The following is a 24,819-nucleotide window of genomic DNA, read 5'->3' as shown; positions in this document are numbered from 1 at the left end:
GGGCGCGGCGGGTCAGGACCAGCGTTCGCCGGTCAACCGTTCGTAGACGTCGACGTAACGGGCCCGGGTCGCCTCGACCACGTCGGCGGGGACCTCGGGCGCGGGGGCCCGCTTGTCCCAGCCGCTGCTGGTCGCCCAGTCCCGCACGTACTGCTTGTCGTAGGAGAACTGGGTCCGGCCCGGCTGGTACGACTCGGCCGGCCAGTAGCGGGACGAGTCGGAGGTGAGCACCTCGTCGCCGAGGACCAGGGTGCCGTCCGTCGCCCAGCCCAGTTCGATCTTGGTGTCGGCGACCAGGATGCCCCGGTCGGCGGCGAGTTCCGCACCCCGCCGGTAGACGTCCAGGGTGATCTGGCGCAGCCGCTCGGCGGTCTCCGCACCCACCTTGTCCACCACGTCGGCGAAGGTGATCGGCTCGTCGTGCTCCCCGGCCGGTGCCTTGGTCGACGGGGTGAAGATCGGCTCCGGCAGGATCGACGCCTCGACCAGGCCACGCGGCAGCGGCACGCCGGAGACCGCGCCGGTGCGCTCGTACTCCTTGAGGCCGCCACCGGTCAGGTAGCCCCGGGCGACGCACTCGACGGGCACCATGTCCAGCCGGCGGCAGCGGATCGCCCGGCCGGCGAACTCGGCCGGCACGTCGGTGGTGGAGATGACGTGGTGCGGTACCAGGTCGGCGAGCTGCTCGAACCACCAGAGCGACAGGGCGGTGAGCAGCCGCCCCTTGTCGGGGATCGGGGTGGGCAGCACCACGTCGTAGACGGAGATCCGGTCGGAGGCGACCAGGATCAGGTCGTCGCCGTCCGCGTAGACGTCCCGGACCTTGCCGGAGTGCAGAAGTTCCACGTGCCCTAGTACACCACGGGGACGACGCCGGCCGGGTCGCCCACCCGGGGGGCGGGCCGGGCGGGCGTTGACACCCGGCCGCGCCACCTGCGTGAATGGTCCGGCTACCGGCCCGCCCGTCCCCAGGAGCACCCCGTGTCCGCTGTGCGTCCCCCGCTGGTCCGGCCCGGCGTCGACCCGGCCCGGCGGCGGCTGCTCGGCGCGCTGCTCGGTGTCCCGCTGCTGGCCACGGGCGGGCTGAGCGGGTGCGGCGTCGAGGCGGAGTCGCCGACGCCGGACGGCCCGGTGGAGCTGTCGGTCTTCTGGTACGGCGGCACCCGACGGGCCGAGGCCACCGAACGGGCCCTGCGAATGTACTCGGCCCGCAACCCGCAGGTCACCTTCCGGGTTACCTGGCAGGGGCAGGGCGGCTACTACGAGCGGCTCGCCACCCAGGCCGGCGGCGGCAACGTGCCCGACCTGTTCCAGATCGACGACTCGATGCTCGGCGACTACGCCCAGCGCGGCATCCTGCTCGACCTGGGCGGCTACGTCGACGGCGGCCGGATCAACCTGAACACCCTGCCGCCCGGCCTGGTCGACTACGGCAAGATCGACGACCGGGTGTACGGCGTCGCGGCCGCGCAGACCCACGCCGCCGTGGTGTTCAACCGCGACCTGCTGCGCCGGCTCGGGGTTGCCGAGCCGACCACCTCGATGACCTGGGCCGACTATCTGAGCTGGGCCGCCCGGGTGACCCGGGCCAGCCGGGGCCGGGTCGCCGGCTCGATGGACCCGTCGGGCGACCACCGGGCGCTGTGGCTCTGGCTGCGCGGGCTGGGCACCCGGTTCTACCAGGGCCGCCAGCTGGGTTTCGGCCCGGCCGCGCTGCTGGACTGGTTCGAGTTCTGGGAGCGGGCCCGCAGCCAACGGGCCACCCCGGCCGCCGCCCTGGTGGACCGCGCCGACGGGGGCGATCCGGCCCGGCAACTGGTGGTCAGCGGGCACACCGCCGCCTCGTTCGCCTGGTCGCACCAGTTTCCCGAGCTGCAGCGCTACAGCAAGGACGAACTGGCCCTGGTCGGCTTCCCCGGCCCCCGGGCCGCCCAGTGGGACCGGGCGTCGATGTACTGGGCCGGGTTCCGGGGCACCCGGCACCCGCAGGTGGTGGCCGACGTGATCGACTTCCTCACTGGCAGCGTGGAGGTGGGCCGGCTGCTCGGCACCGAGCGGGGCCTGCCGGCCAGCCTGACCGTACGCCAGGCGGTCGTGCAGACCCTCGACGATCCGCTTGCCGAACGGGTCGCCGCCCTCGGCGAGGCGCTGCACCAGCAGGTCGGCCCGGCGCCCGCCCCGCCGCCGCGGGGGCACGGCGAGGTGCGTGCCCTGCTCACCGAGGCGGCCCGGAGCATCCGCGCGGGACGCTCCGGGGCGCGGGCGGCGACGACACAGTTCATGGCCCGGGCCCAGGCGGCCCTGGCCCGGTGACGGGTCGGCGGGACGGGCGGTGACGCCGGTCGCGGATCAGCGGGGCGGACGGTTGCGCCGGTTGCGGGTCAGCAGCACCACCAGCAGGACGATGCCGCCGACGACCACCAGGCAGCAGAGCAGCCCGAGGACGCCGAACCCGCCGCCCCGGGACCGTCGCCGGGCCGCCTCCACCACCAGCTCGCCGGTGCCGGTGGACGCCCACGCGGCCACCGGCACGAAGACCGAGAGCACGACCGCGCCGAGGACCGCGCTCAGCCGGCCCCACCATGTGATCGGAGTTGACGTCTTGATCTCAGTAGACATGCCTTCATCCTGACCGAGGGCGGCAACTCCGGCACGCCGAAGCCCGCAGCGATTCCGGACGGGACGCCGGGAAACGGCGACAGGCCCCGGAGATGAACTCCGGGGCCTATCGAAAACGTAGCGGGGACAGGATTTGAACCTGCGACCTCTGGGTTATGAGCCCAGCGAGCTACCGAGCTGCTCCACCCCGCGTCGGCCCGTTAAGACTAACCCATCCGCCCGACGGAGATCGGCCGGCCCCCCGATCCGCCGTCCGCCCAGCTCAGGACGCCCGCCGCGGAGCAACGCCGCCCGCGCCGCCCGTTCGCCGGCGGCGGTACGGCCGGTTCCCGCCCCCGCGACGGCAGGCCCACCGCCGCCGGGGCGGCACCGGCTGGAGGCCCCGGGAAACGGCGACATGGTCCGGTAACGGCGACAGGCCCCGGAGACGAACTCCGGGGCCTGTCGAAAACGTAGCGGGGACAGGATTTGAACCTGCGACCTCTGGGTTATGAGCCCAGCGAGCTACCGAGCTGCTCCACCCCGCGTCGGCTGGTTAACCGTAGCCTACCGACCCCCGGGCCCGCAAAACGGCACCCGGGCCGTCAGTCCAACCAGTCCCGCAGCGCGTCCACCGCCCGCCGACTGTCGGCGTCCACCTGCGACCGGTCACTGGACGTGCCCTCCCAGCCCTGCTCCCAGAGCACGGTCACCGCGTCCCCGAGGCGGATCGCCCGGACCAGCCGGATCTCGTCCCCGCCGGCCGGGACACCCGCCCCTTCGGAGTACGACCGGCGCAGCTCGAACAGCACCGACTCGTCGCCGTAGCCGCCCCCGCCGAGCAGCCGGTACCGGGACGTCACCCCCGGGGTGTCGGACGACTGCTGGATCGGGCAGTCCCGCACCGCCGCCCGCAGCTCACCGAGCGCGTCCTCGGCGCGACCGGCCCGGTAGAGGGTGATGGTGTGCCGGTAGCTGCCGTCGGGGACGTACCCCTTCGGGGTGTCGGCGTAGCGGAAGGCCAGGACGCGACCCCGGCTCCGGACGACACCGGAGTCGCCGGGGTGCGCGCCGCAGAGCTGCGGCAGCGCCGGGCCGGGGGTGAACATCGGCCGTACACCGGTCTCGTTGGCCGCGGCGAGGGTGAAGAACGCCGCGTCGGGGATCGCGGTCGGCGGTCGGGCGGACGGCGAGGTGACGGCCGGGCTGACCGGGCCGGCCGGCGACCGGACGGCGGAGCCGGTGAGCGCGGACGCGGCCGGGGCGGAGGTCACCGTCGCCGCCGGCGACACCGCCGGGGCGGGCACCGCGACGGCGGTGGTGGGTGGGGAGATGGAGGGCGGCCCGGCCGGCGTGCCGGGCGCGGCGGTGAGCACGAACCGGGTGCCGGCCGCCGTCCCGCCCACCAGGGCCGCCACGACCAGCACCCCCGCCGCCGCCCGCAGCCGGGCCCGCCGGTCGGCGTACCGACGGACCAGGTCGGGCGGGACCAGGCCGCCGGGGTCGGTGTCCTGCGCCAACGACCGGTAGAAACGGTGCAGCTCACGCGACATCGTTGACCTCCAACTCCTTCGCCGAGACGCCGGGGAGCAGTTCGGCCAGGCGGGACCGCCCCCGGGACAGCCACGACTTCACGGTGCCGCTGGGCACCCGGGCCTCCCGGGCGATCTCGTCCACCGGCATGTCGAACAGGTAGTGCAGGGCCAGCGCCTGACGCTGGTTGGCGGGGAGCTGCCGTAGCGCGGCCACCAGCAGCACGGTGTCCTCACCGGGTGGCCGGACGTCCTCCGGCGGACCGGTACGGCTGATCGCCGTCCGCCAGCTCCGTAACCGGCGGAACCGGTCGGCGGCCAGCCGGCTGACCACCAGCCGTAGCCACGCCTCCGGCGCGGGGTGCTGCGCCAGCCGGCCCCACTGCCGCCAGGCGCGGGCGTACGCCTCCTGGACGAGGTCCTGTGCCTCGCCGTGGTCGCCTGCCACGGCGTGGCCGTAGCGCAGGGTCCGCGCCGAGGTGCTCCGGTAGAACTCGTCGAAACTCCGCTCGTCCCTCATGCCCGCACCACGTCCCCCCGTCCCGGCCACCTGCACTGGAGACGGTCAGCGGCATCGTCAGGTTGCGGGACGACTGGTCGGAAAAGCGACGGGGCCCACGATCCCGGTGGCGGATCGTGGGCCCCGTCGACGCGGGAGCGGGCCGGTCAGCCGCCGCCGGACGGCGTCGGCGTGGCGGGCGGGTTACCGCTGGGCGTGCCCGCCGGGTTGCCCTGCTGGGCCTGCTGGAAGGCGGTGATCGCCTCGTCCAGTGCCTTCAACGCGCGGCCGTACCGCTCGAAGTCGCCGGACGCCTGCGCGGCCTTGACCTCGGCGATCGCCGCCTGGACCCGCTGCGTGGCGGCGGCCAGGTCGGCGCTGGGCGGTGGGCTGCTCGCCCCGGGCGAAGCCGTGGGCGAGGGGGACGGCGGGGTGCCGCCCGAGGGCGGCGGCGTCTCGCCACCCGGTGGCGGGGTGGTTCCCTGCCCGGCCCGTTTGCCCTGCTCGACGAGCTGCTTGATGCCGTCGGTGACGTTGTTGGCCAGCACCACGTACGAGCCGCCGTCGCCGTAGGACAGGAGCACCTTCTGCAACAGCGGGTACGCGTCCTGCTGGTTGCTCTTGACGTAGACCGGCTCCACGTAGAGCATCCCGTTGCCGAACGGCAGGGAGAGCAGGTTGCCGTACTGCACCTGGGCCTGGTTGGAGGAGAGCAGGTTCAGCTCGGTGCGGATGGTCGCGTTGTTGGTCATCTGCTGGTGCACCTGCACCGGGCCGGAGATCCGGGTCTGGTCCGGTAGCTCCAGCACCTCCAGCTTCGGCCGCCCGTCGACGTACGACCCGGAGATCAGCGCGGCGAGGTTCTGCCTGCCGTTCGGGGTGACCGCCGAGGTGAGCTGGAACCGGGGGGCGTCCTGGTTGGGGAACTGGGTGAACAGGTAGTACGGCGGCTGCTTCTGCCCGCTGTCCGGCGCGTCCGGCACGTTGGGCACCTGCCAGAAGTCCTGGCCGGAGTAGAAGTCGCCGGGGTTGGTGACGTGGAACTTGGTGAGCAGGTTGCGCTGCACCTTGAACATGTCGGCCGGGTAGCGGAAGTGGGCGGCCAGGTCGGCCGGGATCGCGCTCTTGGGCAGCACCAGGTCCCCGCCGAACGCCTTGTTCCACGCCTTGAGCACCGGGTCGGCGTCGTCGAACTCGTAGAGCCGGACCGTGCCGTCGTACGCGTCGACGGTGGCCTTCACCGAGTTACGCATGTAGTTGACGTTCTCCCGGGCGAGCTGGAACGTGCCCCGGTTGGTCAGCTCGTCGGTGGTCTCCTGCTGGAGGTTGATCCGCTCGGCGTACGGGTAGGTCGCGGCCGTGGTGTAGCCGTCGATGATCCACTGGACCTTGCCGCCCACCACCGCCGGGTACGGGTCGCCGTCGAGGGTGAGGAACGGCGCGACCTTCTCCACCCGGTCCCGGGGGTTACGGACGTACAGCAGCTTGGAGTTGTCGTTGACCGCCTCGGAGAGCAGGAAGTTCGTCTCCTGCTCCTTGATCGAGTAGAGCAGCCGCCTGGTGAACGAGCCGATCTCGACGCCGCCCTCACCGGTGTAGGTGTAGTACTGCTCGCCACCGGTGGTCGGGGTGGGCCGGTCGAACTCGACGTCCTTGTCCGGGCTGGTCTGGCCGACGATGGCGTAGTCGTCGGGCTGCATCCGCTCGCCGTAGTAGATCCGCGGCTGGCTGGCCGGGATCTGCTCGGCCTGCGAGGAGCACGCCTCCTGTGCCTTCTCGCCGAGGAAGCCGGAGACGAAGTACGGCTGCCCACCGCAGACCACCTGGTTGGCCGGGGCCGCGACCAGGCCGTAGCCGTGGGTGTAGACGGTGTGCCGGTTGATCCAGTTGTTCTGCTGGTCGGTCAGCTCGCCGTAGTTGATCTCCCGGACCCCGACCACGTAGTCGGAGGTCTTGTTCTCCACCGAGTAGCGGTCGATGTCCAGCTTGGGGCCGAAGTCGTAGAACCCCCGGACCTGCTGGAGCTGGGTGTACGTCTCGGAGACGAGCTGCGGGTCGAGCAGCCGGACGTTCGGCACCACCGAGGTGTCGGTGGCCAGGCTGGCCGGGGGCACCAGGTTGCTCGCCGCGTACCCCTCGGTCTGCACCTCGGATATGTCGAACGCGTTGCGGGTGGCGTCGATGCTGCGCTGGATGTACGGGGCCTCCTTGTCCCGGGCGCTCGGCTTGACCTCGAAGGTCTGCACCGCCCAGGGGTAGATGCCGCCGATCGCGACGGCGGAGACGCCGAGCAGGGCCAGCGAGATGCCCGGCCAGACCAGGTTCCGCATCACCGCGTTGGAGAACACGATGATGGCGATGGCCACCACCACCGAGATGTACGCCAGGATCTCCTTGGCCGGCAGCAGCGCGTTGACGTCGGCGTAGCCGGCGCCGTACAGCTTGGCGCCCTCGTTGTACTCCAGCAGCATGGCCCGCCGGTCCAGCACGTACGCCACGGCCTTGAGCAGGACGAAGACCGCGACCAACGTGCTCAGGTGGGCTCGCGCCGCGCCTGTCATCCGGTCACCGACGCCCTGCAGGCGCACCCCGCCGAAGATGTAGTGCACGGCCAGCGCGCCGATCAGGGCCAGCACCACGGCGGTGAAGCCGACCCCGAGCAGGTAGCGCCAGAACGGCAGCTGGAAGACGTAGAAGCCGACGTCGATGCCGAACTCCGGGTCCTTGACGCCGAAGTCACCGCCGTTGCGGAACAGCAGCCACTGCGACCAGCGGCCCTGCGCGGAGAGCCCGGCGAACAGGCCGAGCACCACGGCGGTCAGGCTGATCCAGGTGCCGATGCGCGGGGTGAGCAGCATCCGGTACCGCTCCAGGGTGGCCTGCTCCAGCGAGTGCGGGCGCAGCTTCGGCCGCAGCCGGTACGCCAGCCACAGGTTCCCGCCCACGAACGCGGCCAGGCCGAGCCCGACGGCGAGGAAGAGCAGCAGCCGGGTGAGCAGCACGCCGGTGAACACCTGGGTGTAGCGGACCTCGTCGAACCACAGCCAGTCCGTCCACGCCTGCACCCCCCAGCCCAGCAGGGTGAACAGGAGGAACACCCCGACCAGGACCCCGATGGTGACGCGTCCGCGCCGACTCATCCTCGGCAGGGGGCTGCTACGCATGGCCACTGTTTGGCTCCGCACGCTCGATGTGATCGGCTCCGGACAGGCACCCAGAGTACGGGGTGTTCCTGAACGTGTCGGGTCAGGTCGTGCCCGGGTCGCCGCCGGTGTTCCGGCGTGGCCCCGCCCTCAGCAGCGGGCCGGTTCCCCACCGGCGCGCAACGTGTCCAACGCGGTCAATGCCTCGTCGAGCGAGCCGACCCTGAGCATGGGCAGACCGGGCTGCGGGTTGCGGACCGCCTCGGCGCAGTTGTCGGCGGGGACCAGGAACACCTTGGCCCCGGCCTTCTTCGCCCCGACCAGCTTCTGGGCGATGCCGCCGATCGGACCGACCCGACCCTCGTCGTCGATGGTGCCGGTGCCGGCGATGATCTTCCCGCCGGTCAGGTCCTCCGGCTTGAGCTTGTCGATGATGCCGAGGGCGAACATCAGCCCGGCGCTCGGGCCGCCGATGTCCTTCAGGTCGATCTTCAGGGTGAACGGGTGCGGCTGCCGCTGGTCGGGGACCACGCCGATACGCGGGCGGCCGTCGGATTCCCGGCTGGTGACGGTGGCGGTGCCGGCTGCGCCGTCGCGGACGTACCCGATGGTCAGCGCGGTGCCGGCGGGCTTGCCCCGGACCAGCTCGACCAGCCGGGACGCCGAGGTGACCTTCGCGCCGTCGACGGTGGTGACCACGTCGCCGGCCTTGAGCGCACCGGCCGCCGGCCCGTCCGCGGCGACCTCCTTCGCCACCACCTCGACCGGGTAGCCGAGCTTGACCAGCGCCGCGGTCTCGGCGCTGCTCTGCGAGTTCTGGAAGTCCTCCGCGTTGCGCTTCTCGACCTCCTCCTGCGACTCGCCCGGCGGGTAGACCAGTTCCCGGGGGACCACCGCCTCGTCCTTCGACAGCCAGCCGGCGATCGCGGCGCGCAGTTTCACCGTCGGCTGCACGCCGACCGTGGTCATCCGGAGCTGACCGGCGGAGGTGGAGGTCTCCCGGCCGCTGACCTGGATGACCTCCCGGCCGTCGTTGGTGCCGAGGGTGTTCACCGTCGGCCCGGGGCCGAGCACCACGTACGGGATGGGCGCGCCGAGCACGCCGATGCTCAGCAGGGTGGTGAGCAGAGCACCGAGGAGGACGGTCACGCCACGACGTCTCATGCGGCAGAGCGTACCGACCGGCGGCGGCGGGCCCGGCGGGCTGCGGCGGACTTCGCCCTCAGCGCAACGCCGACGGCGGCTACCAGGGGCGCGGCGCGCGTACCGTAGACGTCGTGCCTGATATTCCGTTCGGTTTCGCGCTCCCGGGTGGGCAACCACCAGACCCCAACGATCCCGCGCAGATGCAGCAGTTCATGTCACAGTTGCAGCACCTGCTCTCCGCGCCGGGCAGCGGGCCGGTCAACTGGGACCTGGCCCGCCAGGTGGCCGCCAGCCAGCTCGCGGCCACGGGTGACCCGATGGCCTCCCCCTACGAACGGCATGCGGTGGAGGAGGCGCTGCGCCTGGCCGACCTCTGGCTGGAGCCGGCCTCGGCCTGGCCGACGGGCATCCGCGTCTCCCTGGCGTGGAACCGCAACGAGTGGATCTACAAGACGCTCGACGTCTGGCGCAAGCTCTGCGACCCGGTGGCCAGCCGGATGGTCGGCGCGATGGGCGACCTGGTCCCGCCGGAGGCCCGCGCCCAGCTCGGCCCGATGCAGTCGATGGTCGCCACCCTCGGCGGGGCGCTCTTCGGCGGTCAGCTCGGGCAGGCCCTCGGGCAGCTCGCCGCCGAGGTGCTCTCCGCCGGTGACATCGGCCTGCCGCTCGGCCCGGCCGGCACCGCCGCGCTGATCCCGGCCAACATCCGGGTGTACGGCGAGGGCCTGGAGCTGCCGGAAGACGAGGTACGCCTCTACGTCGCCCTGCGCGAGGCGGCCCACCAGCGGCTCTTCGAGCACGTCCCGTGGCTGCGCGGGCACGTGCTGACCGCGGTCGAGAACTACGCGTCAGGCATCCGGGTCAACCGGGAGGCGATCGAGGAGGCGATGGGCCGGGTCGACCCGACCGACCCGGAGTCGATGCAGGCGATCGCCCTGGAAGGGATCTTCACTCCGGAGGACACCCCCGCGCAGAAGGCGTCGCTGGCCCGGCTGGAGACGGTGCTCGCGCTGGTCGAGGGCTGGGTCTGCCACGTGGTGGACAGCGCGGCGGCCGACCGGCTGCCCAACGTGGTCCGCCTCGGCGAGGCGTTCCGTCGCCGCCGGGCAGCCGGTGGGCCGGCCGAGCAGACCTTCGCCGCGCTGGTCGGTCTGGAGCTGCGCCCGCGCCGACTGCGGGAGGCGTCGGCGCTCTGGGCGGCGCTGACCGAGCACCGGGGCATCGCCGGCCGGGACGCGGTCTGGGGCCACCCCGACCTGCTCCCCTCGGACGCCGACTTCGCCGACCCGGTGGCGTTCGCGACCACCTCGACGGACCTCGACGACGAGCTGGCCACCTTCGACTTCACCGCGCCGGGCGGTCCCGAGGAGCAGGCGCCGGGCAGCCGTCCCCGTCCCGACGACACCGAGGGCGACACCGACCGGCCCTGACCGGTCCCGACCAGCCGCGACACCGGCCGGACCGCCCGACTCCCGGGCGGGCCCGGCCGGTCGCCGTTGGTCGGCCGGCGGCGCTGGTCAGGCCAGGTGCGGTGATCCGTCAGGTGCGGATGCCGGTGAGGTGCGGATGCCGGTCAGGCGCGCTGGTCGGGCCGGGTGCGGTGACCGGTCAGGTGCGGTGACCGGAGAGCAGGGCGCGGGTCGCCTCCCAGCCCTCGACGGCCGGGTTGAGGGCGGCCAGGTCGCCCGGGCCGCGCAACCGGTGCCAGCCGGGGGTGACCGCCACGTCGGCCGGGGCGGGGGCCGCGCGCCGCAGGTCCGCCGGCCCGGCCACGTCCAGGTCCAACGCCGGCAGCCACCCGGGTACGGGCAGCCGGGACGCCACCCCGAGCAGCCCCGGACCGCCCTCGACGGGGGCGACGGCGACGGGTCGGCTGGTCAGCGGTCGCAGCAGCTTGCCCAGGACGAGGCCCGGCAGGTCGGGGGCGTCGGCAGCCACCACGGCGGCCTGGTCGTACCCGTCCAGGGCGGCCAGCACGGCGGTGACGGTCGGCTCGGCCACCTCGTACACGGGGGTGTCGGGCCAGCGCACCGCGTCGGCCAGCCAGCGGTCGGCCGGGGTCACCGCGAGCGCGGACTCCACCTCGGCGAGGGTGGCGAACAGGTCCACCACGTCCTCGGCCAGGGCGGTACGCCACTGCGTCGGTTCCACCCCGGGCGGCGACCAGACCACCGGACCGAGCAACGCCACCACCACCCGTCGGACCATTCCCCGACCCTAGTGGGCGCGGTACGGGTGATCGACTCCTGTGGGCCGAAGTAGTGCCCTCGACGCCGCTCGGACACCGCTACCTGCGCCCCGATGAGTTGATCAGCCCAGGGCAGGACGGTCGACGGGTGTGGCGGTCAGCCGGCGATCGGCACGGCGGAGGCGGCGGCGACCCCCTCCAGGTAGCCCCGGGCCCGTTCGGTCTTGGCGTACCGGCCGACCAGGGCCCAGAAGCGGGCGTTGTGGCTCGGCACGATGAGGTGCGCCAACTCGTGCAGCAGCACGTAGTCGAGCACCCAGTCGGGCATCTCCTGGAGCCGGTGCGAGATCCGGATGGTCCGGTCGGCGGGGGTGCAGGAACCCCACCTGCCGTTCTGGTTGGTGACCCAGCGGACGCTGGCCGGCAGGGCGTCGCCACCCTGGTCGGCCAGGTACAGGTTGATCAGGCGCAGGGCCCGGTCGAGCAGTTCGGTGTCGTTACGGGCCAGCCGACCCTCCCGGGCGGCGAGCCGGGCGAGCATCCGGTCGACCCACTCGCTCTCCTCGGCCCGGGAGAACTGGTCCGGAATGAGCACCACGACCCGCTCGCCGTCCCGGTAGGCGGACACCGTGCGTCGCCGGCGCTGACTGCGCCGTACCTCGACGACTGGCTTCCGCGCCGCCGCCATCAGTGGGCCGCGCAGCCGTGGTTTCCTGCCACGATGGAAAGCTAATGCGTACTGACCAGGGGTCCGCAAGGGTCAACACCCCGACACGCGCCCGGAAAATGGTGGTTAGTAGTAAGGAGTCCGAAAAAAACTGGTGGTGACCATGAGCCTGAATCCCCGTCACCCTTCGTGGCGACGTGGCCGGCCACCCTCGGGCGCGATCTCCACCGTAGGTGATCGGCCTCGACCGCGCCGCCGCACCCCCGTCCGGGGGACCTCCCAGAGGGCTTCACACGGCGTGTCCCCGGCAAACTCACTTATCCCGCCTATTTCGGGATGCACACTCTCGACGTCGACTTGCTCACAGTGTCGATGCACCGCTGACATGGAACCGCCCAGACCTGGGTAGGGTCCGCCAACCGGCGGTCACGTGGGTGGCCGCGGAGAAGGACCCGGCGCCGGCGCCCCCACGGCCCGCCGCCGGGAGCACCGCCGGACCGACGTGCCCGGCGGACGAGACGAGGAGGCTACCGTGGCCGACCAGGCCCAGACCTACAACGGTTACTGCGTGAAGTGCAAGGAGAAGCGGGACTTCGAGGGGCACGTCGAGGTTTCGAAGACCGGGATGAACATGGCCAAGGGCAAGTGTCCGGTGTGCGGCACAACAGTGAACCGCATCCTGGGCAAGGCCAAGGTCTGACCAGTCCGGGTACGACGCGGGAGGGGCGGCCCGATGGGCCGCCCCTCCCGCGACTCCGGCCCGACCCGCGACTCCGGCCGAGCAGGCCCGCAGCATCCCATCGGCCCGCCCGTGGCGGCGTTCCGTCGTCCACCACCCGGGGGCAGATCTGTCGGCTGCCCGACATGACTCCCGGTGACCTGTGGATAACTCGCCGAATCCTGTGGACAGCGCTGGATCTGGCGCTGCACACCTGTGGACAACGATCGACGCACCGCAGGGACTCGGTCACGATTCGTCGTCATGAGCCCGCCCCACCCCGTGCCCTCCCGTACCGCGCTGCTGCGTCCCGCCCTGCTGCCGGGCCTGACCCGGCTCTGGCGGGACCGGCACACCCTGCAACTGGGGCTGATGCCCGGCCGGGCCGTCCTGCTGGAGGTGGCCGACTCGCGGGTCACCCGGCTGCTCGACCTGCTCGACGGCACCCGCAGTGAACGCGATGTGCTGGCGGACGCGGCGAGTGCCCGGGTCGATCCGGGCCAGGCCCGGGGGTTGATCGACACCCTGCACGCCGCCGGGCTGGTCGTACCGGCGCACACCCTGCTCCCCCGTGACCTGACCGGCCCCGACCGGACCCGGCTGGCCGCGGAGGCCGGGGCGCTCGCCCTGGCCGCACCCACCCTGCCCGGCACCCCGGCCCAGGTGCTGCGTCGCCGTCGTGTCGCCCGGGTGGTGGTGACCGGGTCGGGCCGGCTCGGTGCGCCGGTCGCCATGGCGCTGGCGCAGGCCGGCGTCGGGCAGGTGGCGGTCGCGCTGACCGGTCCGGTGCAGCCGGGTGACCTGGTGGGCACCGGGCTGGCCGCCGCCGACGTCGGGCGGCCGCTGGCCGACGCGGTCCGGGCGGCCATCGACCGCGCCGCCCCGGGCACCCGCACCCGCCCGGCCGGCCGCCACCGGGTCGAGTTGGTGGTGCAGCTCGGTACGGACCGTCCGGCGAACCTGCTCGCCACCGGGTTCACCAGGCGTCGCCAGCCCCACCTGCTGCTCACCCTGCGGGAGGGGATGCCGGTGGTCGGCCCCCTGGTCCGGCCTCCGGTGGGCCCCTGCCTGCACTGCCTGGAGCTGCACCGCACCGACCGTGACCCGGGCTGGCCCGGGCTGGCCGCCCAGCTCGCCACCGGTCCGGCCGACCACTCCTGCGGCACCGCCACCCTGCTCACCGCCGCCGGTTACGCGGTCGCCGAGGTGCTGGCGCAGCTCGACGGCGGCACCCCGGAGACGGTGGGCTGCACGGTGGAGGTCGGGCCGGGCGGCCGGTTACGCCGTCGGGCCTGGGCCCCGCACCCCGACTGCTCCTGCTCGGGTCGCTGACGCGGGCCACCGCCCGACCAGCGGCAGCCACAGCCGGTCCGGGACGAACCCGGCGGGCCGGCCCGTCCAGGGCAGCGGACGGGCAGCAAACGGGCGGTGCGGGGATGACGGACGGGCGTCGCGGGGACACGGAACGGGGGACGGGGCCACCCAGCCCGGCTTCAGCGCAGCAGCGGGGCCATGAAGTCGGTAACAATGGCCAGGTGACCGACATCCCGCGCCGCGCCGTGTCCCGGACCGCCAAGCTCGCCGCTCTGCCGCTCGGCTTCGCCGGTCGGACCGTCCTCGGGATGGGCAAGCGGGTCACCGGCATCGCCTCCGACGTCATCTCCGCCGAGATCCAGCAACGCACCGCCGAGCAGTTGTTCAGCGTCCTCGGGCAGCTCAAGGGCGGGGCGATGAAGTTCGGCCAGGCGCTGTCGGTGTTCGAGGCGGCGTTGCCGGACGAGATCGCCGCGCCCTACCGGCAGGCGTTGACCAAGCTCCAGGAGGCCGCCCCGCCGCTGCCGGTGGCGAGCGTGCACAAGGTGCTCGCGGAGCAGCTCGGGCCGGACTGGCGGGACCGGTTCGTCGAGTTCGACGACGCCCCGGCCGCGGCGGCGAGCATCGGCCAGGTGCACCGGGCGGTGTGGCGGGACCCGGAGACCGGGGTGTCCCGGTCCGCCGCCGTCAAGATCCAGTATCCGGGCGCGGGGGACGCGCTGCTCGCCGACCTCAAGCAGCTCTCCCGGCTGGGCGGGATGTTCCGCGCCATCCAGCCCGGCCTGGACGTCAAGCCGCTCCTGGCCGAGCTGCGGGAACGGATCACCGAGGAGTTGGACTACGAGCTGGAGGCCGAGTCGCAGCGCGCCTTCGCCGCCGCGTACGCCGACGACCCGGAGATCTTCATCCCGGCGGTGCTCTCGTCGTCACCCCGGGTGCTGGTCACCGAGTGGATCGAGGGAACACCGCTGGCGGACATCATCCGGGAGGGCACCGAGGCGCAGCGCGACACGGCCGGCCGGTTGATGGCGACCCTGCACCTGTCCGCCCCGCCCCGGGCCGGGCTGTTGCACGCCGACCCGCACCCGGGCAACTTCCGGTTGCTGCCGGACGGCCGGCTCGGTGTGATCGACTTCGGCGCGGTGGCCCGGATGCCCGAGGGCACCCCGGAGCCGATCGGCCGGCTGCTCGGGCTGTCGTTGCGCGGCGACGCCGACGCGGTCGTCGCCGGACTGCGCGAGGAGGGCTTCGTCAATCCGACCGAGCCGATCGACGCCCAGGCGCTGCTGGACTACATCCGCCCGATGCTGGACCCGGTGGCGCAGGAGGAGTTCCGGTTCACCCGGGCCTGGCTGCGCGCCGAGGCGACCCGGCTGGCCAGCCCGAAGTCGCCCGCCTTCCAGTTCAGCCGGCAGCTCAACCTGCCGCCGTCGTACCTGCTGATCCACCGGGTGACGCTGGGCTCGATCGGGGTGCTCTGCCAGTTGGAGGCGAAGGCACCCTACCGGGGCATCCTGGAACGCTGGCTGCCCGGCTTCGCCCCGGTCGCCTGACCGGCGACGGCCGACCGGCACGACGCGGGGGCGGTGACCGTGAACCGGTCACCGCCCCCGCGTATCAGTGGTGGTTTCAGAGAACGCCCAGGTCGCGAGCCGACTGGCTCCGGCTGTTCATCGCGACGGTACGGGCGGAACGGTGCGCCTCAGTGCTCGTGGTGGTACGACCGGCCTGAGGCCGGCGCATTCGAGCCCGGGACAACGCTTCGTGGAGTAGTTGCATCTCGGTTCCGTTCGGCAGGTGCAGCATCGGGGTCAACTTTCTCTGGGCCGACGGGTGTCGGCGGTGGGTGGAACGGATCGGGTAGGTCAGGCTGCCAGTCGGACCGCGCTGCGCGAGGTGGCCAGACCACTGGCCGCCAGTCGCGCCTCGGCCTCGACCCGGAGGGCGGCGTCGCGGGCGAGGTCCTCCTTGCGCGGACGGCCCCGGGGCCGCTTACGCGGGACGACCGCGCCACGCTCGAAGATCTCGCCGCCCCAGACGCCCCACGGCTCGGCCCGCTCGACCGCCCCGGCCAGGCACTCGACGCGCAGCGGGCAGTCCCCGCAGAGCGACTTGGCCAGCTCCAGGTCGGTGGGCGAGTCGGAGAACCACAGGTCGGGGTCGAACTTCCGACAGGGCAGGTTCGCCTCCAGCTCGACGCTCACGTCGAGGGGGGCCAACGCCAGACTCATCTCCCGGTCACCTCTCTCTCACTTCGATCTCGTGGATCGCATTTCCGACGTACTTCGACGGGCAAAAAACTGAGGCCGCGGATCCCGGTGAGCGGGTTCCGCGGCCTCGAGGTGAGCCGGTGGTCTGAGTGTCAGACCGGTCTACCTCGAGGTGGAACGCCGCGGACATCCATGCGCTTCTTGGCGACATCGATGCCCAGACCCGTGAAGCCACTGGTCCCCTCGACTCCCGCAGTGGGTGCAACAGTCAGGTTCAGCTCGGCCTGAACCGAGACCTGGTGCACCTGCGGGATCGACGGTCGCGGAGCGGCAAGGGCCACCCACGCAGCCGACAGCGGAGCGCAGGCAGCTGGCATCGCCGCCGGACGCTCATAAGTGATGATCTCCACGGGTGCCACCTCCCTCACGTTCCTCGTGCCGATTCGGACTCAGCCCCCGTGAGCAGCCGTAATGGCGCTGCTCCCGAGGTGCGTCCTGAGGCTATTCCTCGCCACGGGGCGAGGGCAAACGAATTTACGACGAGATTTCGAGAGTTTTCTCCGGGCCGATCTCGTCGACCGTCGCACCGGCCACCAGCGCCAGCACCGCCTCGCCGTACAGGCCGAGTTTGCGCGGGCCGATGCCGGCGATCGCGATCAGCTCCTCGACCCGGCCCGGCCGCCGTTCGGCCAGCGCGACCAGGGTGGCGTCGGTGAAGACCACGTAGGCCGGGACCCGCTGCGCCCCGGCCACCCGGGCCCGCCAGTCGCACAGCCGCTCGTAGAGCTGCTCGTCGATGTCGGACGGGCAGGTGGGGCAGCGGCCCAGCTTGCGGTCGGCGCCGGCGACCAGGGTCGCGCCACAGATCCGGCAGGAGACCACCGGGGCCCGCCGCCGCTCGACCGCCCGCTTCGTCGCGCCCGCACCGCCCGCCCGGCCCGTACCGGCCCGTTCGCCGCCACCGCTGCGGTCCAGCTGGGGCAGGAAGCGCGACGGGCGGCGGGCCCGGCCCCCCGGGGAGCGGGCCGACGCGTACGACAGCCATAGCCACTGCCGGGCCCGGGTGATCCCGACGTAGAGCAGCCGCCGCTCCTCCTCGACCTGCTCCGGGGTGCGGGCGTACGAGGTGGGCAGGGTGCCCTCGGAGAGCCCGACCAGGAAGACCGCGTCCCACTCCAGCCCCTTGGCCGAGTGCAGGGAGGCCAGGGTGACCCCGTCCACCGTCGGCACGTGCTGCTGGGCGGCCCGCCGGGCCAGCTCGTCGTTGAAGTCGGCCAGGCTAACCGGACGCTCCACCGTCGCGGCCTCGCCGATCGGCAGCACCTCGGGGGTGGCCGCGTACTCCTCGGCGAGCTGGACCAGGGCGGCGAGCGCCTCCCAGCGTTCCCGGGCGGCGCCACCTGGCGGGGCGGTGTCGGGCGTCCAGCCGACGGCGGTCAGCGCCTCCCGGACGGCGATCGGCAGCGGCGTCTCGCCCGGGATCGAGCGGGTGGCGGCCCGCAGCGCCACCATCGCCTGGCGGACCTCGGCGCGCTCGAAGAACCGCTCCGCCCCCTGCACCACGTACGGGACGCCGACCTCGGTCAACGCCTTCTCGTACGCCTCGGACTGGGCGTTGGTGCGGAACAGCACGGCGATCTCCTTCGCCGGGGTGCCCCCGTCGACCAGCGTCCGGCAGCGGGCCGCCACCGCGCTCGCCTCGGCCGGCTCGTCGGTGAAGATCCGCAGCTCCGGTTCGGGGCCGGGCGGGCGCTGGCCGTGCAGCTCCAGCCGCAGCCGCGCCTCGGTGCCCCGGGCCTGCCCGATCACCGCGTTGGCCAGCCCGACCACCTGCGGGGTGGACCGGTAGTCGCGGACCAGCCGGACCACCGTGGCCGCCCGGTGCCGGCGCGGGAAGTCGATCAGGTACGCCGAGGTGGCCCCGGTGAACGAGTAGATCGTCTGGCTGGCGTCACCGACCACTGTCACGTCGTCCCGGCCGCCCAGCCAGGCGTCGAGCAGCCGCTGCTGGAGCGGGTTGACGTCCTGGTACTCGTCGACGACGAAGTGCCGGTACTGGCCGCGTACCTGCTCGGCGACGTCCGGGTGCTCCTCGATGCCCCACACCGCGGCGCGCAGCATGTCCTCGAAGTCGATCACCCCGGAGGAGCGTTTCAGCCGCTCGTACGCGGTGAACACCTCGGCCACCCTCGCCGGCTCGTACGGCGTCTCGCGCAGCGCCCTGCTCGCGGCGACCACGTACTCCCCCGGCTCGACGAGCGACGACTTGGCCCACTCGATCTCGCCGGCCAGGTCCCGGGCGGCGGCCCGGTCGGCCCGCATGCCGACCTTGGCGGCGGCCAGGGTCACCACCCGGACCTTGCTGTCCAGCAGCTCCGGCATGGCCCGCCCGGACAGCAGCCGGGGCGCGAAGTAGCGCACCTGGCGCAGCGCCGCCGCGTGGAACGTCCGGGCCTGCACGCCCGGCACCCCGATCAGGGCCAGCCGGTGCCGCATCTCGGCGGCGGCCCGCGCGGTGAAGGTGACCGCCAGCACGTGCCGGCCGACGATCTCGCCGGTCAGCACCCGGTGGGCGATCCGGGAGGTCACCGCGCGGGTCTTGCCGGTGCCGGCGCCGGCCAGCACGCAGACCGGGCCGGCCGGGGCGGTCACCGCCGACCGCTGCTCCGGATCCAGCCCGGCGAGCACCGCCTCCGCCGCCGAGTGAACCACCACAGCGAGGAATCATTCCAGCTCCGGCTGATGTTGTACCGGTCAGCCCGGCCTGACCCGGCGGGCGCGACGACCTCTGGAGGATCCGACGATGTTGACCATGTATTCCACCCCGTGGTGCGGCTACTGCCACCGGCTGAAGTCGCAGCTGGACCGGGAAGGCATCGGGTACGAGGTGGTCGACATCGAGCAGGACCCGAAGGCCGCGGAGTTCGTGATGGGCGTCAACGGTGGCAACCAGACCGTGCCGACGCTGCGCTTCGCCGACGGCAGCGCCCTGACCAACCCCTCGATCAACCAGGTCAAGCAGCACCTGGCCACGATCGCGGGCTGAGCCCGCCCCCGCTTCACGCAGCGGCCGACCCCCACCGGGGCCGGCCGCTGCGTCGTGTCGCGGGGGTCAGCGCCCGGGCAGCCGGTCGGCGGTCGGGTCGGGCAGCGGACGGCGGGGGGCCGGGATGCGGGCCACGGGCGGTGTCGTGGGCGGGACCGGCGGCTTCGGCGGGACCGGCGGGGTGAGCCGACGTCCCCGCCAGAGCCACAGGCCGGCGGCTGTGGTGACCACCCCGACGAGCACGAAGAGCAGCCGGTAGTCGAACACGCCGACGAGCAGCGCCCCCGCCCCGATGGAGACGGCCTGCGGCCCGCTGACCAGCGCCTCGGAGGCGGCGGTGACCCGACCGAGCAGCCCCGGCGGGGTACGCCGTTGGACCAGCGTGGTCAGCCCCACCATGGTCAACGGCAGGGACAGCCCGGCGAGCAGCAGGGCCAGCACGCCGAGCCGGAGGTCCGGCCAGGCCAGGATCAGCGCGGCCGGGCCGAACAGGGTCACCCCGACGGCGAGCGCGCCCAGTTCGCCGACCCGGCGCACCACCGTCGACGAGAGCAGGCCGCCCACCAGGCCGCCGATCCCCTGCACGGCGATCAGCACCCCGACGAAGGCGGCGTCTCGGCGCAGCCCCTGGTCGACGTACGCGAAGATCAGTGATTCGGTGAAGCCCATCACGAGCGAGCCCAGGCCGTAGCCGAGCAGGGCCCGGCGCAGGGCGGCCTCGTGGGTCAGGTGGCGCAGCCCCGCCCCCAGCTCGGCCGGCCAGCGCAGGGCCGCGGCGGCCGGCGGGTGCTCGGTCACCCGGAGCAGTCCCACCACGGCGGCGGCGACCACGAACCCGGTCATCGCCAGGCTGGTCAGCAGCCAGCCGCCGACCGTGGCGTAGAGGGCCGCGCCGGCCAGCGGGCCACCGAGGCGCAGGCCCTGCCGCACGGTCTGCAACGCCCCGTTCGCGTCGGCCAGCAGCTCGCTCGGCACGAGCTGGCGCAGCAGGCCGCTCAGGGTCGCGTGCAGGGTCAGGTAGGACAACCCGTAGCAGGCGGCCACCACGTAGATGATCCACACGTCGGCCCGGTCGCGGACCGCGAACAGCGGGCTGAGCAGCAGGGCCGTGCCCAGGTTCGCGACCACGAAGAACGGCCGGCGGCGGTAACGGTCGACCACCCAGCCGATCAGCGGGGCCAGCATCATCGGCGCGATGATCGCGAAGATGGTCGCGCCGGCCAGCCCGTCGGAACCGGTCAGGTCCTTGACCCAGATGGCCAGGGCGAGCAGCAGCATCGACTCGGCCGCCATGCTGGCCAGCAGCGCGACGAAGAGCAGACGGAAGTCGGGGCGGCGCAGGACGGTGCGCATGGATTCCCTCCGGCGGGGGGTGGCGTCCGGCTGGACGCGTACGGGGGAACTGCCGCCGGCGGGGACGGCGTCGTCCCGGGCCCGGCTGACACGTTCCACAGTCGTCTTTCTGTCGCAAGACACGCCCTCGCCGGGACCTCCGACGCCGGTCGCGCCGTCCATACTGACCGTGGGGGTCGAGTTTCATACAGTTACCGTCGCGTCTCGTGGCGGTCTACGGAATCGAGGACACCGTGCCTCCTGCCGTACCGAGCCCGATCCTGCGTCGCCGCAGGCTCGGCACTGACCTGCGTCGCCTGCGCGAGGCGGCGGGACTCACCGGCGACCAGGTGATCGAGCGCATCGGCTGGGCGTCGGCGTCGAAGCTGTCCCGGCTGGAGAACGGCCGCAGCCGGCCCGACCCGGAGGACGTGGCCGTCCTGCTCGACCTCTACCGGGCCGCCCCCGCCCTGCGGGAGGAGCTGCTGGTCATCACCGAGGAGGCCGGCGACATGCGCGCCTGGCGCAGGTCGTACCCGGTGATGACCCAGCAACAGCTGGGCTGGGCGGAGCTGGAGGCGGGCTGCGCCCAGATCCGCGAGTACAACCCGGTCCTGGTGCCGGGGCTGTTGCAGACCGAGGGGTACGCCCGGCTGCGGATCGTCTCGGCCAACGCCGCCGCCGCGTCGACCGACCCGTCCACCGGGGACGACCCGGAGACCGAGGTCAAAGCACGGTTGGGCCGGCAGTCCCTGCTGGACCGCCCGGACGGTCCCCGCTACACGGCGGTGTTGGAGGAGGCGGCGCTGGGCCGCCGGGCCTGCCCGCCGGACGTGCTGCGCGACCAGCTCGCCCACCTCTGCGAGCTGGCCATACTGCCGAACGTGACGCTGCACCTGCTGCTGCGCGACACCCGGATCGGCGAGTTCTACCTGCCGCCGACGGCCTTCTCGCTCTACCGGTTCACCGATTCGCAGGACCCGGAGACGCTGGCGATCGAAGGAGGCTTCATCGACGTCATGTCGACCGAGGCATCTACGGTAAATCGCTATAAAGTGACGTTTGAGTGGTTATGCTCGGCGGCGCTCTCCGCATCGGACACCCTTACCTGGCTCTTCGCGGCGACGGGACGGCTGACCGACACGGCAGCCTCGTCCTCGACGGCCCCGGGTCCGACAGCAGCGCCGGCCCAACGCCGCCGACAACCTGGGCGCCTGACGGAGCGGTGACACACCGACCCGTCGGGGCCGGGCGACCGCCGCTCGTTTCGTCGAAGCAGTTCCAGGAACCAGGAGCAGAACCATGAACGAGATCCAGACCGTGCCCGCCGACCTGCGCTGGCACAAGAGCAGCCGAAGCCAGACCTCCAACTGCGTGGAGGTCGCCCGGCTGCGCACCGCGACGACCGAGGTGGCACTGCGGGACAGCAAGGACCCGGACGGCCCGGTGCTGCTGTTCCCGCGCGCCGGCTGGCTCGGCTTCCTCCGGGGCACCAGGGACGGCCAGTTCACCCTCGACTGATCCGGTCACCGCAGCGGGGCCGTCGGCAGCCTGCCGACGGCCCCGCGTCGTCGCGCCGCCACACCCGTCGACTCCGCCCGGCGACCTGCCTGAGCAGGCATCGGATGATCGGACAGGACCCGGTCGAAGGCCGGCGATTCCCTTGCCGGGAGCAGCGGCGGGCGTAACATGACGATCCAGTGACGTGGAAGTTCCACACCGTAGCCGGCCATCCGCGGTCCGTCCGGAGACCACCATGCGTTACCTGATCGTCCGCACCGACATCCGCACCGCCGCCGACATCGACCTCGCCGCCACCTGGGCCGGCGGAGGTTGCCTACGCAACGAAACCACCACCCCCGAACTGCGCCGCCAGACCGTGCACGCCGAGGACCGGGACGCCGCCCTGCTACTGGCCCGGGCCCTGTCCACCGTAGGCGCCGTCCGCGCCGGTCGGCAGCGGGTCAAGGTGCTGCCGCTCGGCGAACCCGGCCGACGGCACCGGAACCCGCCCGGCTGACCCGCCGTCCGTCGTGGCCGGTCCGGCCCGCCGGGTCGACTCCCCGCCCGGCCACGACGGCCCGCGTTCCCGGCCCGGGGCCCGTCGCGGCAACGACGGCCCGGGGCCGGGACCGGTCAGCAGTGGCCGTCGAGCCAGCGGTGGATCAGGAACAACGCGATCGACGACGGCGGCGGCAGGATCACCCGGTCGCCGTCCCCGGCGTCCACCGCCCGACCGGCCAACACCGCGCCGATGTCCCGCCGGGTGAACCAGCGGGCGTACGCGATCTCCGTCGGGTCGACCCGCACCGGCTCCCCCGGGTCCGCCTCGGCCAGGTAGCCCAGCATCAGCGAGCCGGGGAACGGCCAGGCCTGACTGCCCGCGTACGTGATCCGCTCGACCCCGACGCCGACCTCCTCGCGGACCTCGCGCAGCACGGCCGCCTCGGCGGACTCCCCCGGCTCGACGTACCCGGCGAGGCAGGAGAACCGCCGCTGCCCCGGGGTCCGTGGCCAGGCGGCGTTGTTGCCGAGCAGGCAACGCCCGTCCGGGCCGTCCACGCCGTCGTGCACCAGGACGATCATCGCCGGGTCGGTACGCGGCCACATCCGGTCACCGTCCGTGCCCACCCGGGTCCAGCCGCCCTCGGCGACCTCGGTCCGGTGCCCCGACCGGGGTGACCAGCCGTGCCCCAGGTGCCAGTTGACCAGGGCGAGCGCGGTGGTGAAGATCCCCGCGTCCCGGTCGTCGAGCAGGTGGCCGATCTCCCGCAGGTTGGCCTCCCGGGTGCCCGGCAGCTCGGGCAGCGGGGCGTCCACCGCGAAGACCGGCACCCCGTCCGGCTCCACCCCGAGAAAGAGCGGGTACGCCTCCCCCGGCGCGCCGACCTCGGCGGCGTCCCGCAGCACCAGCACCGGCGGGTTCGCGTCGGCACGCACCAGCGCCCGCCCGTCCCGGGTCGAGTCCAGCACCAGCACCCGGGCCCGCTGCCACGCCTGCGCCAGCCACTGCGGGTCGGTACGCCGGTGCGCCGCCCGGTCCAGGGTGGACCGGGCCAGTGGCGGCGCGGTCTCCCCGCTCACGCCGACTCCGTCCGGACCGGGGTGAGGGCGGCCAGCGGACCGGCGATCCGTTCGGCGTCACCGAGCACCACCACCACCGCCCCCGCCGGAGCGAGGTAACGGGCACCCACCTCGGCGACGTCGTCGACGGTGACCTTCGCCAGCCGGGCGGCGTGCTCGGCGAGGAAGTCCAGCCGCAGCCCGCTGCCCGCGTACGCGCTGGTCAGGGCGGCCAGCCCGGCCTGGGTGGAGATGCCGAGCTGGAGCGTGCCCAGGGCGTACTGGCGGGCCTGTTCCAACTCGTCGGTCCCGGGCGGCAACGAGGCCAGCCGGCCCAACTCGTACGTGGTCTCCAGCAGGGCCGGCCCGGTCACCTCGGTGGCCACCTCGGCCCCGGCGACCAGCACCGACCCGGCCACCGAATGCTCGACCGAGGAGTGCGGGCCGTAGGTGTAGCCCTTGTCCTCCCTGATGTTCTCCGTCCAGCGGGACGAGAAGTACCCGCCGAAGATCAGGTTCGCCAGTTGCAGCGCGGCATGGTCCGGATGGGTCCGGGGCACCGCCGGCAACGCGATCCGCAGCGACGACTGCACCGAACCGGGCCGGTCCACCAGCAGCAGCGGACCGGGTTCCAGCGGCGGCGCGGGCGGCAACGTGGCGCCCCGGCTGTCCCCCGTCCAACCGCCCAGCGCCTTCTCCGCAGCATCCAGCGCGCGTTCCGGCTGCACGTCGCCGACCAGCACCAGCACCCCCTCGGCCGGGTGCACCCGCTCGGCGTGCAGCCGGCGCAACGCCGCCGGCCGGACCGCGCGGACCTGCTCCGGCTCCGGGGTCTGCACCGCGTACGGGTGCCGGCCGTACATCCGCCGCAGCAGCGCCGTCCGGGCCAGGTGGGCGGGCTGGCTCAGCGCCACCTGGATCCGGTCCACCAGCCGGTCCCGCTCGGTCTGCACCCAGTCGGCCGGGTAGCTGGCGTCGGTCAGCACGTCGGCCAGGATCTCCAGCATCCGGTCCAGCCCGGTGACCAGGCCCGCGCCGGAGAGCATCAACCGGTCCGGGTCCGCCCCGGCCGAGAGCCCACCGCCGACCTTCTGCAACTCGGCGGCGATCTCGGTGGCGGTACGGGTGCCGGTGCCGGCCAGCACCGTCTCGGCGAGCATCGCGCCCCGGGCCAGGTGGGTCCGGCCGAACGGCATCCACAGCCGCAGCTCGACCAGGGGTACGGCGGGCCGACGTACCGCGATCACGGTGAGCCCGTTGGGGAGCCGCCGCTCGGCCTGCCGGGGCAGCTTCAGCCGCCGGTTCGGCCCCAGCGGCGGAAGTGCCCGGTTGGCGGTGGTCACGGTGTTCCCTTCATTCGCGA

General features: G+C 73.2%; 23 protein-coding genes and 2 tRNA genes. 9 read left to right on the top strand and 16 right to left on the bottom strand.

From position 1 onward, the window contains the following. Positions 1 to 12: 12 nt before the first annotated feature. Positions 13 to 846, bottom strand: coding sequence for a phosphoribosylaminoimidazolesuccinocarboxamide synthase (locus JQX11_RS21625; RefSeq protein WP_204926790.1), 834 nt, complete (start codon positions 844 to 846; stop codon positions 13 to 15). Between the two features lie 135 nt (positions 847 to 981). Between JQX11_RS21625 and JQX11_RS21620 the strand changes: the two genes are divergently transcribed. Beyond that, positions 982 to 2,313, top strand: a complete 1,332-nt coding sequence (locus JQX11_RS21620; RefSeq protein WP_307826295.1) for an ABC transporter substrate-binding protein — start codon at positions 982 to 984, stop codon at positions 2,311 to 2,313. A 36-nt stretch (positions 2,314 to 2,349) separates the two neighbouring features. On the opposite strand, the gene JQX11_RS21615 is transcribed toward JQX11_RS21620, so the two are convergent. From JQX11_RS21615 to JQX11_RS21585, 7 genes are all read right to left on the bottom strand, one after another. Then, positions 2,350 to 2,619: a hypothetical protein gene (locus JQX11_RS21615; protein ID WP_204926789.1), complete on the bottom strand. Its 270-nt coding sequence runs from the start codon at positions 2,617 to 2,619 to the stop codon at positions 2,350 to 2,352. A gap of 118 nt (positions 2,620 to 2,737) precedes the next feature. Then, a tRNA-Met gene (locus tag JQX11_RS21610) sits at positions 2,738 to 2,811 on the bottom strand. Positions 2,812 to 3,072: 261 nt separating this feature from the next. After that, positions 3,073 to 3,146, bottom strand: a tRNA-Met gene (locus JQX11_RS21605). 57 nt (positions 3,147 to 3,203) lie between these two features. Further along, complete coding sequence (locus JQX11_RS21600; protein ID WP_204926788.1) at positions 3,204 to 4,151, bottom strand: hypothetical protein; 948 nt, start codon at positions 4,149 to 4,151, stop codon at positions 3,204 to 3,206. After that, positions 4,141 to 4,650 (bottom strand): SigE family RNA polymerase sigma factor, encoded by a 510-nt coding sequence (locus JQX11_RS21595; protein WP_204926787.1) that lies wholly within the window; start codon positions 4,648 to 4,650, stop codon positions 4,141 to 4,143. The genes JQX11_RS21600 and JQX11_RS21595 overlap by 11 nt, the downstream gene beginning before the upstream one ends. Positions 4,651 to 4,796: 146 nt before the next feature. Then, the gene (locus tag JQX11_RS21590) at positions 4,797 to 7,793 is read right to left on the bottom strand and encodes a UPF0182 family membrane protein (protein ID WP_204926786.1); all 2,997 of its coding nucleotides are present in this window, start codon (positions 7,791 to 7,793) and stop codon (positions 4,797 to 4,799) included. Between the two features lie 129 nt (positions 7,794 to 7,922). Then, on the bottom strand, positions 7,923 to 8,936 hold the full coding sequence (locus JQX11_RS21585) for a YlbL family protein (protein ID WP_204926785.1): 1,014 nt from the start codon (positions 8,934 to 8,936) through the stop codon (positions 7,923 to 7,925). Between the two features lie 182 nt (positions 8,937 to 9,118). On the opposite strand from JQX11_RS21585, the gene JQX11_RS21580 reads away from it, so the two are divergent. After that, positions 9,119 to 10,348, top strand: coding sequence for a zinc-dependent metalloprotease (locus JQX11_RS21580; RefSeq protein WP_204926947.1), 1,230 nt, complete (start codon positions 9,119 to 9,121; stop codon positions 10,346 to 10,348). 178 nt (positions 10,349 to 10,526) lie between these two features. On the opposite strand, the gene JQX11_RS21575 is transcribed toward JQX11_RS21580, so the two are convergent. Next, a complete protein-coding gene (locus JQX11_RS21575) occupies positions 10,527 to 11,126 on the bottom strand; it encodes a hypothetical protein (RefSeq protein WP_204926784.1) in 600 nt (199 codons plus the stop codon). 137 nt (positions 11,127 to 11,263) lie between these two features. Continuing rightward, complete coding sequence (locus tag JQX11_RS21570) at positions 11,264 to 11,794, bottom strand: M48 metallopeptidase family protein (protein ID WP_088644234.1); 531 nt, start codon at positions 11,792 to 11,794, stop codon at positions 11,264 to 11,266. 511 nt (positions 11,795 to 12,305) lie between these two features. On the opposite strand from JQX11_RS21570, the gene JQX11_RS21565 reads away from it, so the two are divergent. From JQX11_RS21565 to JQX11_RS21555, 3 genes are all read left to right on the top strand, one after another. Next, positions 12,306 to 12,473, top strand: coding sequence for a DUF5679 domain-containing protein (locus JQX11_RS21565; RefSeq protein WP_007464795.1), 168 nt, complete (start codon positions 12,306 to 12,308; stop codon positions 12,471 to 12,473). Between the two features lie 282 nt (positions 12,474 to 12,755). Then, entirely contained in the window at positions 12,756 to 13,823 is a 1,068-nt protein-coding gene (locus JQX11_RS21560; RefSeq protein ID WP_204926783.1) for a ThiF family adenylyltransferase, read from the top strand. Between the two features lie 203 nt (positions 13,824 to 14,026). Next, positions 14,027 to 15,358, top strand: coding sequence for an ABC1 kinase family protein (locus JQX11_RS21555; protein ID WP_204926782.1), 1,332 nt, complete (start codon positions 14,027 to 14,029; stop codon positions 15,356 to 15,358). Positions 15,359 to 15,670: 312 nt separating this feature from the next. Here the strand turns inward: JQX11_RS21555 and JQX11_RS21550 are convergent, their stop codons facing one another. The 3 genes from JQX11_RS21550 to JQX11_RS21540 all read right to left on the bottom strand — a co-directional run bounded on the left by JQX11_RS21550 (position 15,671) and on the right by JQX11_RS21540 (position 18,730). After that, a complete protein-coding gene (locus JQX11_RS21550; protein ID WP_204926781.1) occupies positions 15,671 to 16,036 on the bottom strand; it encodes a WhiB family transcriptional regulator in 366 nt (121 codons plus the stop codon). Between the two features lie 131 nt (positions 16,037 to 16,167). Next, positions 16,168 to 16,425 (bottom strand): hypothetical protein, encoded by a 258-nt coding sequence (locus JQX11_RS21545; protein ID WP_088644283.1) that lies wholly within the window; start codon positions 16,423 to 16,425, stop codon positions 16,168 to 16,170. A 124-nt stretch (positions 16,426 to 16,549) separates the two neighbouring features. Further along, positions 16,550 to 18,730 (bottom strand): ATP-dependent DNA helicase UvrD2, encoded by a 2,181-nt coding sequence (locus JQX11_RS21540; protein ID WP_204926780.1) that lies wholly within the window; start codon positions 18,728 to 18,730, stop codon positions 16,550 to 16,552. 88 nt (positions 18,731 to 18,818) lie between these two features. On the opposite strand from JQX11_RS21540, the gene JQX11_RS21535 reads away from it, so the two are divergent. Next, positions 18,819 to 19,061 (top strand): mycoredoxin, encoded by a 243-nt coding sequence (locus tag JQX11_RS21535; protein ID WP_204926779.1) that lies wholly within the window; start codon positions 18,819 to 18,821, stop codon positions 19,059 to 19,061. 66 nt (positions 19,062 to 19,127) lie between these two features. Here the strand turns inward: JQX11_RS21535 and JQX11_RS21530 are convergent, their stop codons facing one another. After that, positions 19,128 to 20,414 carry an MFS transporter gene (locus JQX11_RS21530; protein WP_204926946.1) on the bottom strand — a complete coding sequence of 429 codons (1,287 nt, stop codon included), beginning with the start codon at positions 20,412 to 20,414 and terminating at the stop codon, positions 19,128 to 19,130. Positions 20,415 to 20,647: 233 nt separating this feature from the next. Here JQX11_RS21530 and JQX11_RS21525 point away from each other — a divergent pair, with 233 nt between their 5' ends. The 3 genes from JQX11_RS21525 (at position 20,648) to JQX11_RS21515 (ending at position 22,413) form a co-directional block, all read left to right on the top strand. Then, complete coding sequence (locus JQX11_RS21525; RefSeq protein WP_204926945.1) at positions 20,648 to 21,622, top strand: helix-turn-helix domain-containing protein; 975 nt, start codon at positions 20,648 to 20,650, stop codon at positions 21,620 to 21,622. A gap of 73 nt (positions 21,623 to 21,695) precedes the next feature. Then, positions 21,696 to 21,914: a DUF397 domain-containing protein gene (locus JQX11_RS21520; RefSeq protein ID WP_204926778.1), complete on the top strand. Its 219-nt coding sequence runs from the start codon at positions 21,696 to 21,698 to the stop codon at positions 21,912 to 21,914. A gap of 235 nt (positions 21,915 to 22,149) precedes the next feature. Next, entirely contained in the window at positions 22,150 to 22,413 is a 264-nt protein-coding gene (locus tag JQX11_RS21515) for a hypothetical protein (RefSeq protein WP_204926777.1), read from the top strand. 116 nt (positions 22,414 to 22,529) lie between these two features. Here JQX11_RS21515 and nudC read toward each other — a convergent pair whose 3' ends face one another. Then, the gene (gene nudC / locus JQX11_RS21510; RefSeq protein WP_204926776.1) at positions 22,530 to 23,477 is read right to left on the bottom strand and encodes an NAD(+) diphosphatase; all 948 of its coding nucleotides are present in this window, start codon (positions 23,475 to 23,477) and stop codon (positions 22,530 to 22,532) included. After that, positions 23,474 to 24,799, bottom strand: a complete 1,326-nt coding sequence (locus tag JQX11_RS21505) for a M16 family metallopeptidase (protein ID WP_204926775.1) — start codon at positions 24,797 to 24,799, stop codon at positions 23,474 to 23,476. The genes nudC and JQX11_RS21505 overlap by 4 nt, the downstream gene beginning before the upstream one ends. Positions 24,800 to 24,819: the final 20 nt, after the last annotated feature.

Origin of the sequence: Micromonospora humida (genome assembly GCF_016901255.1) — a bacterium.
Lineage (GTDB): Bacteria > Actinomycetota > Actinomycetes > Mycobacteriales > Micromonosporaceae > Micromonospora > Micromonospora wenchangensis.
This window is presented reverse-complemented; position numbering and strand designations above follow the sequence as displayed.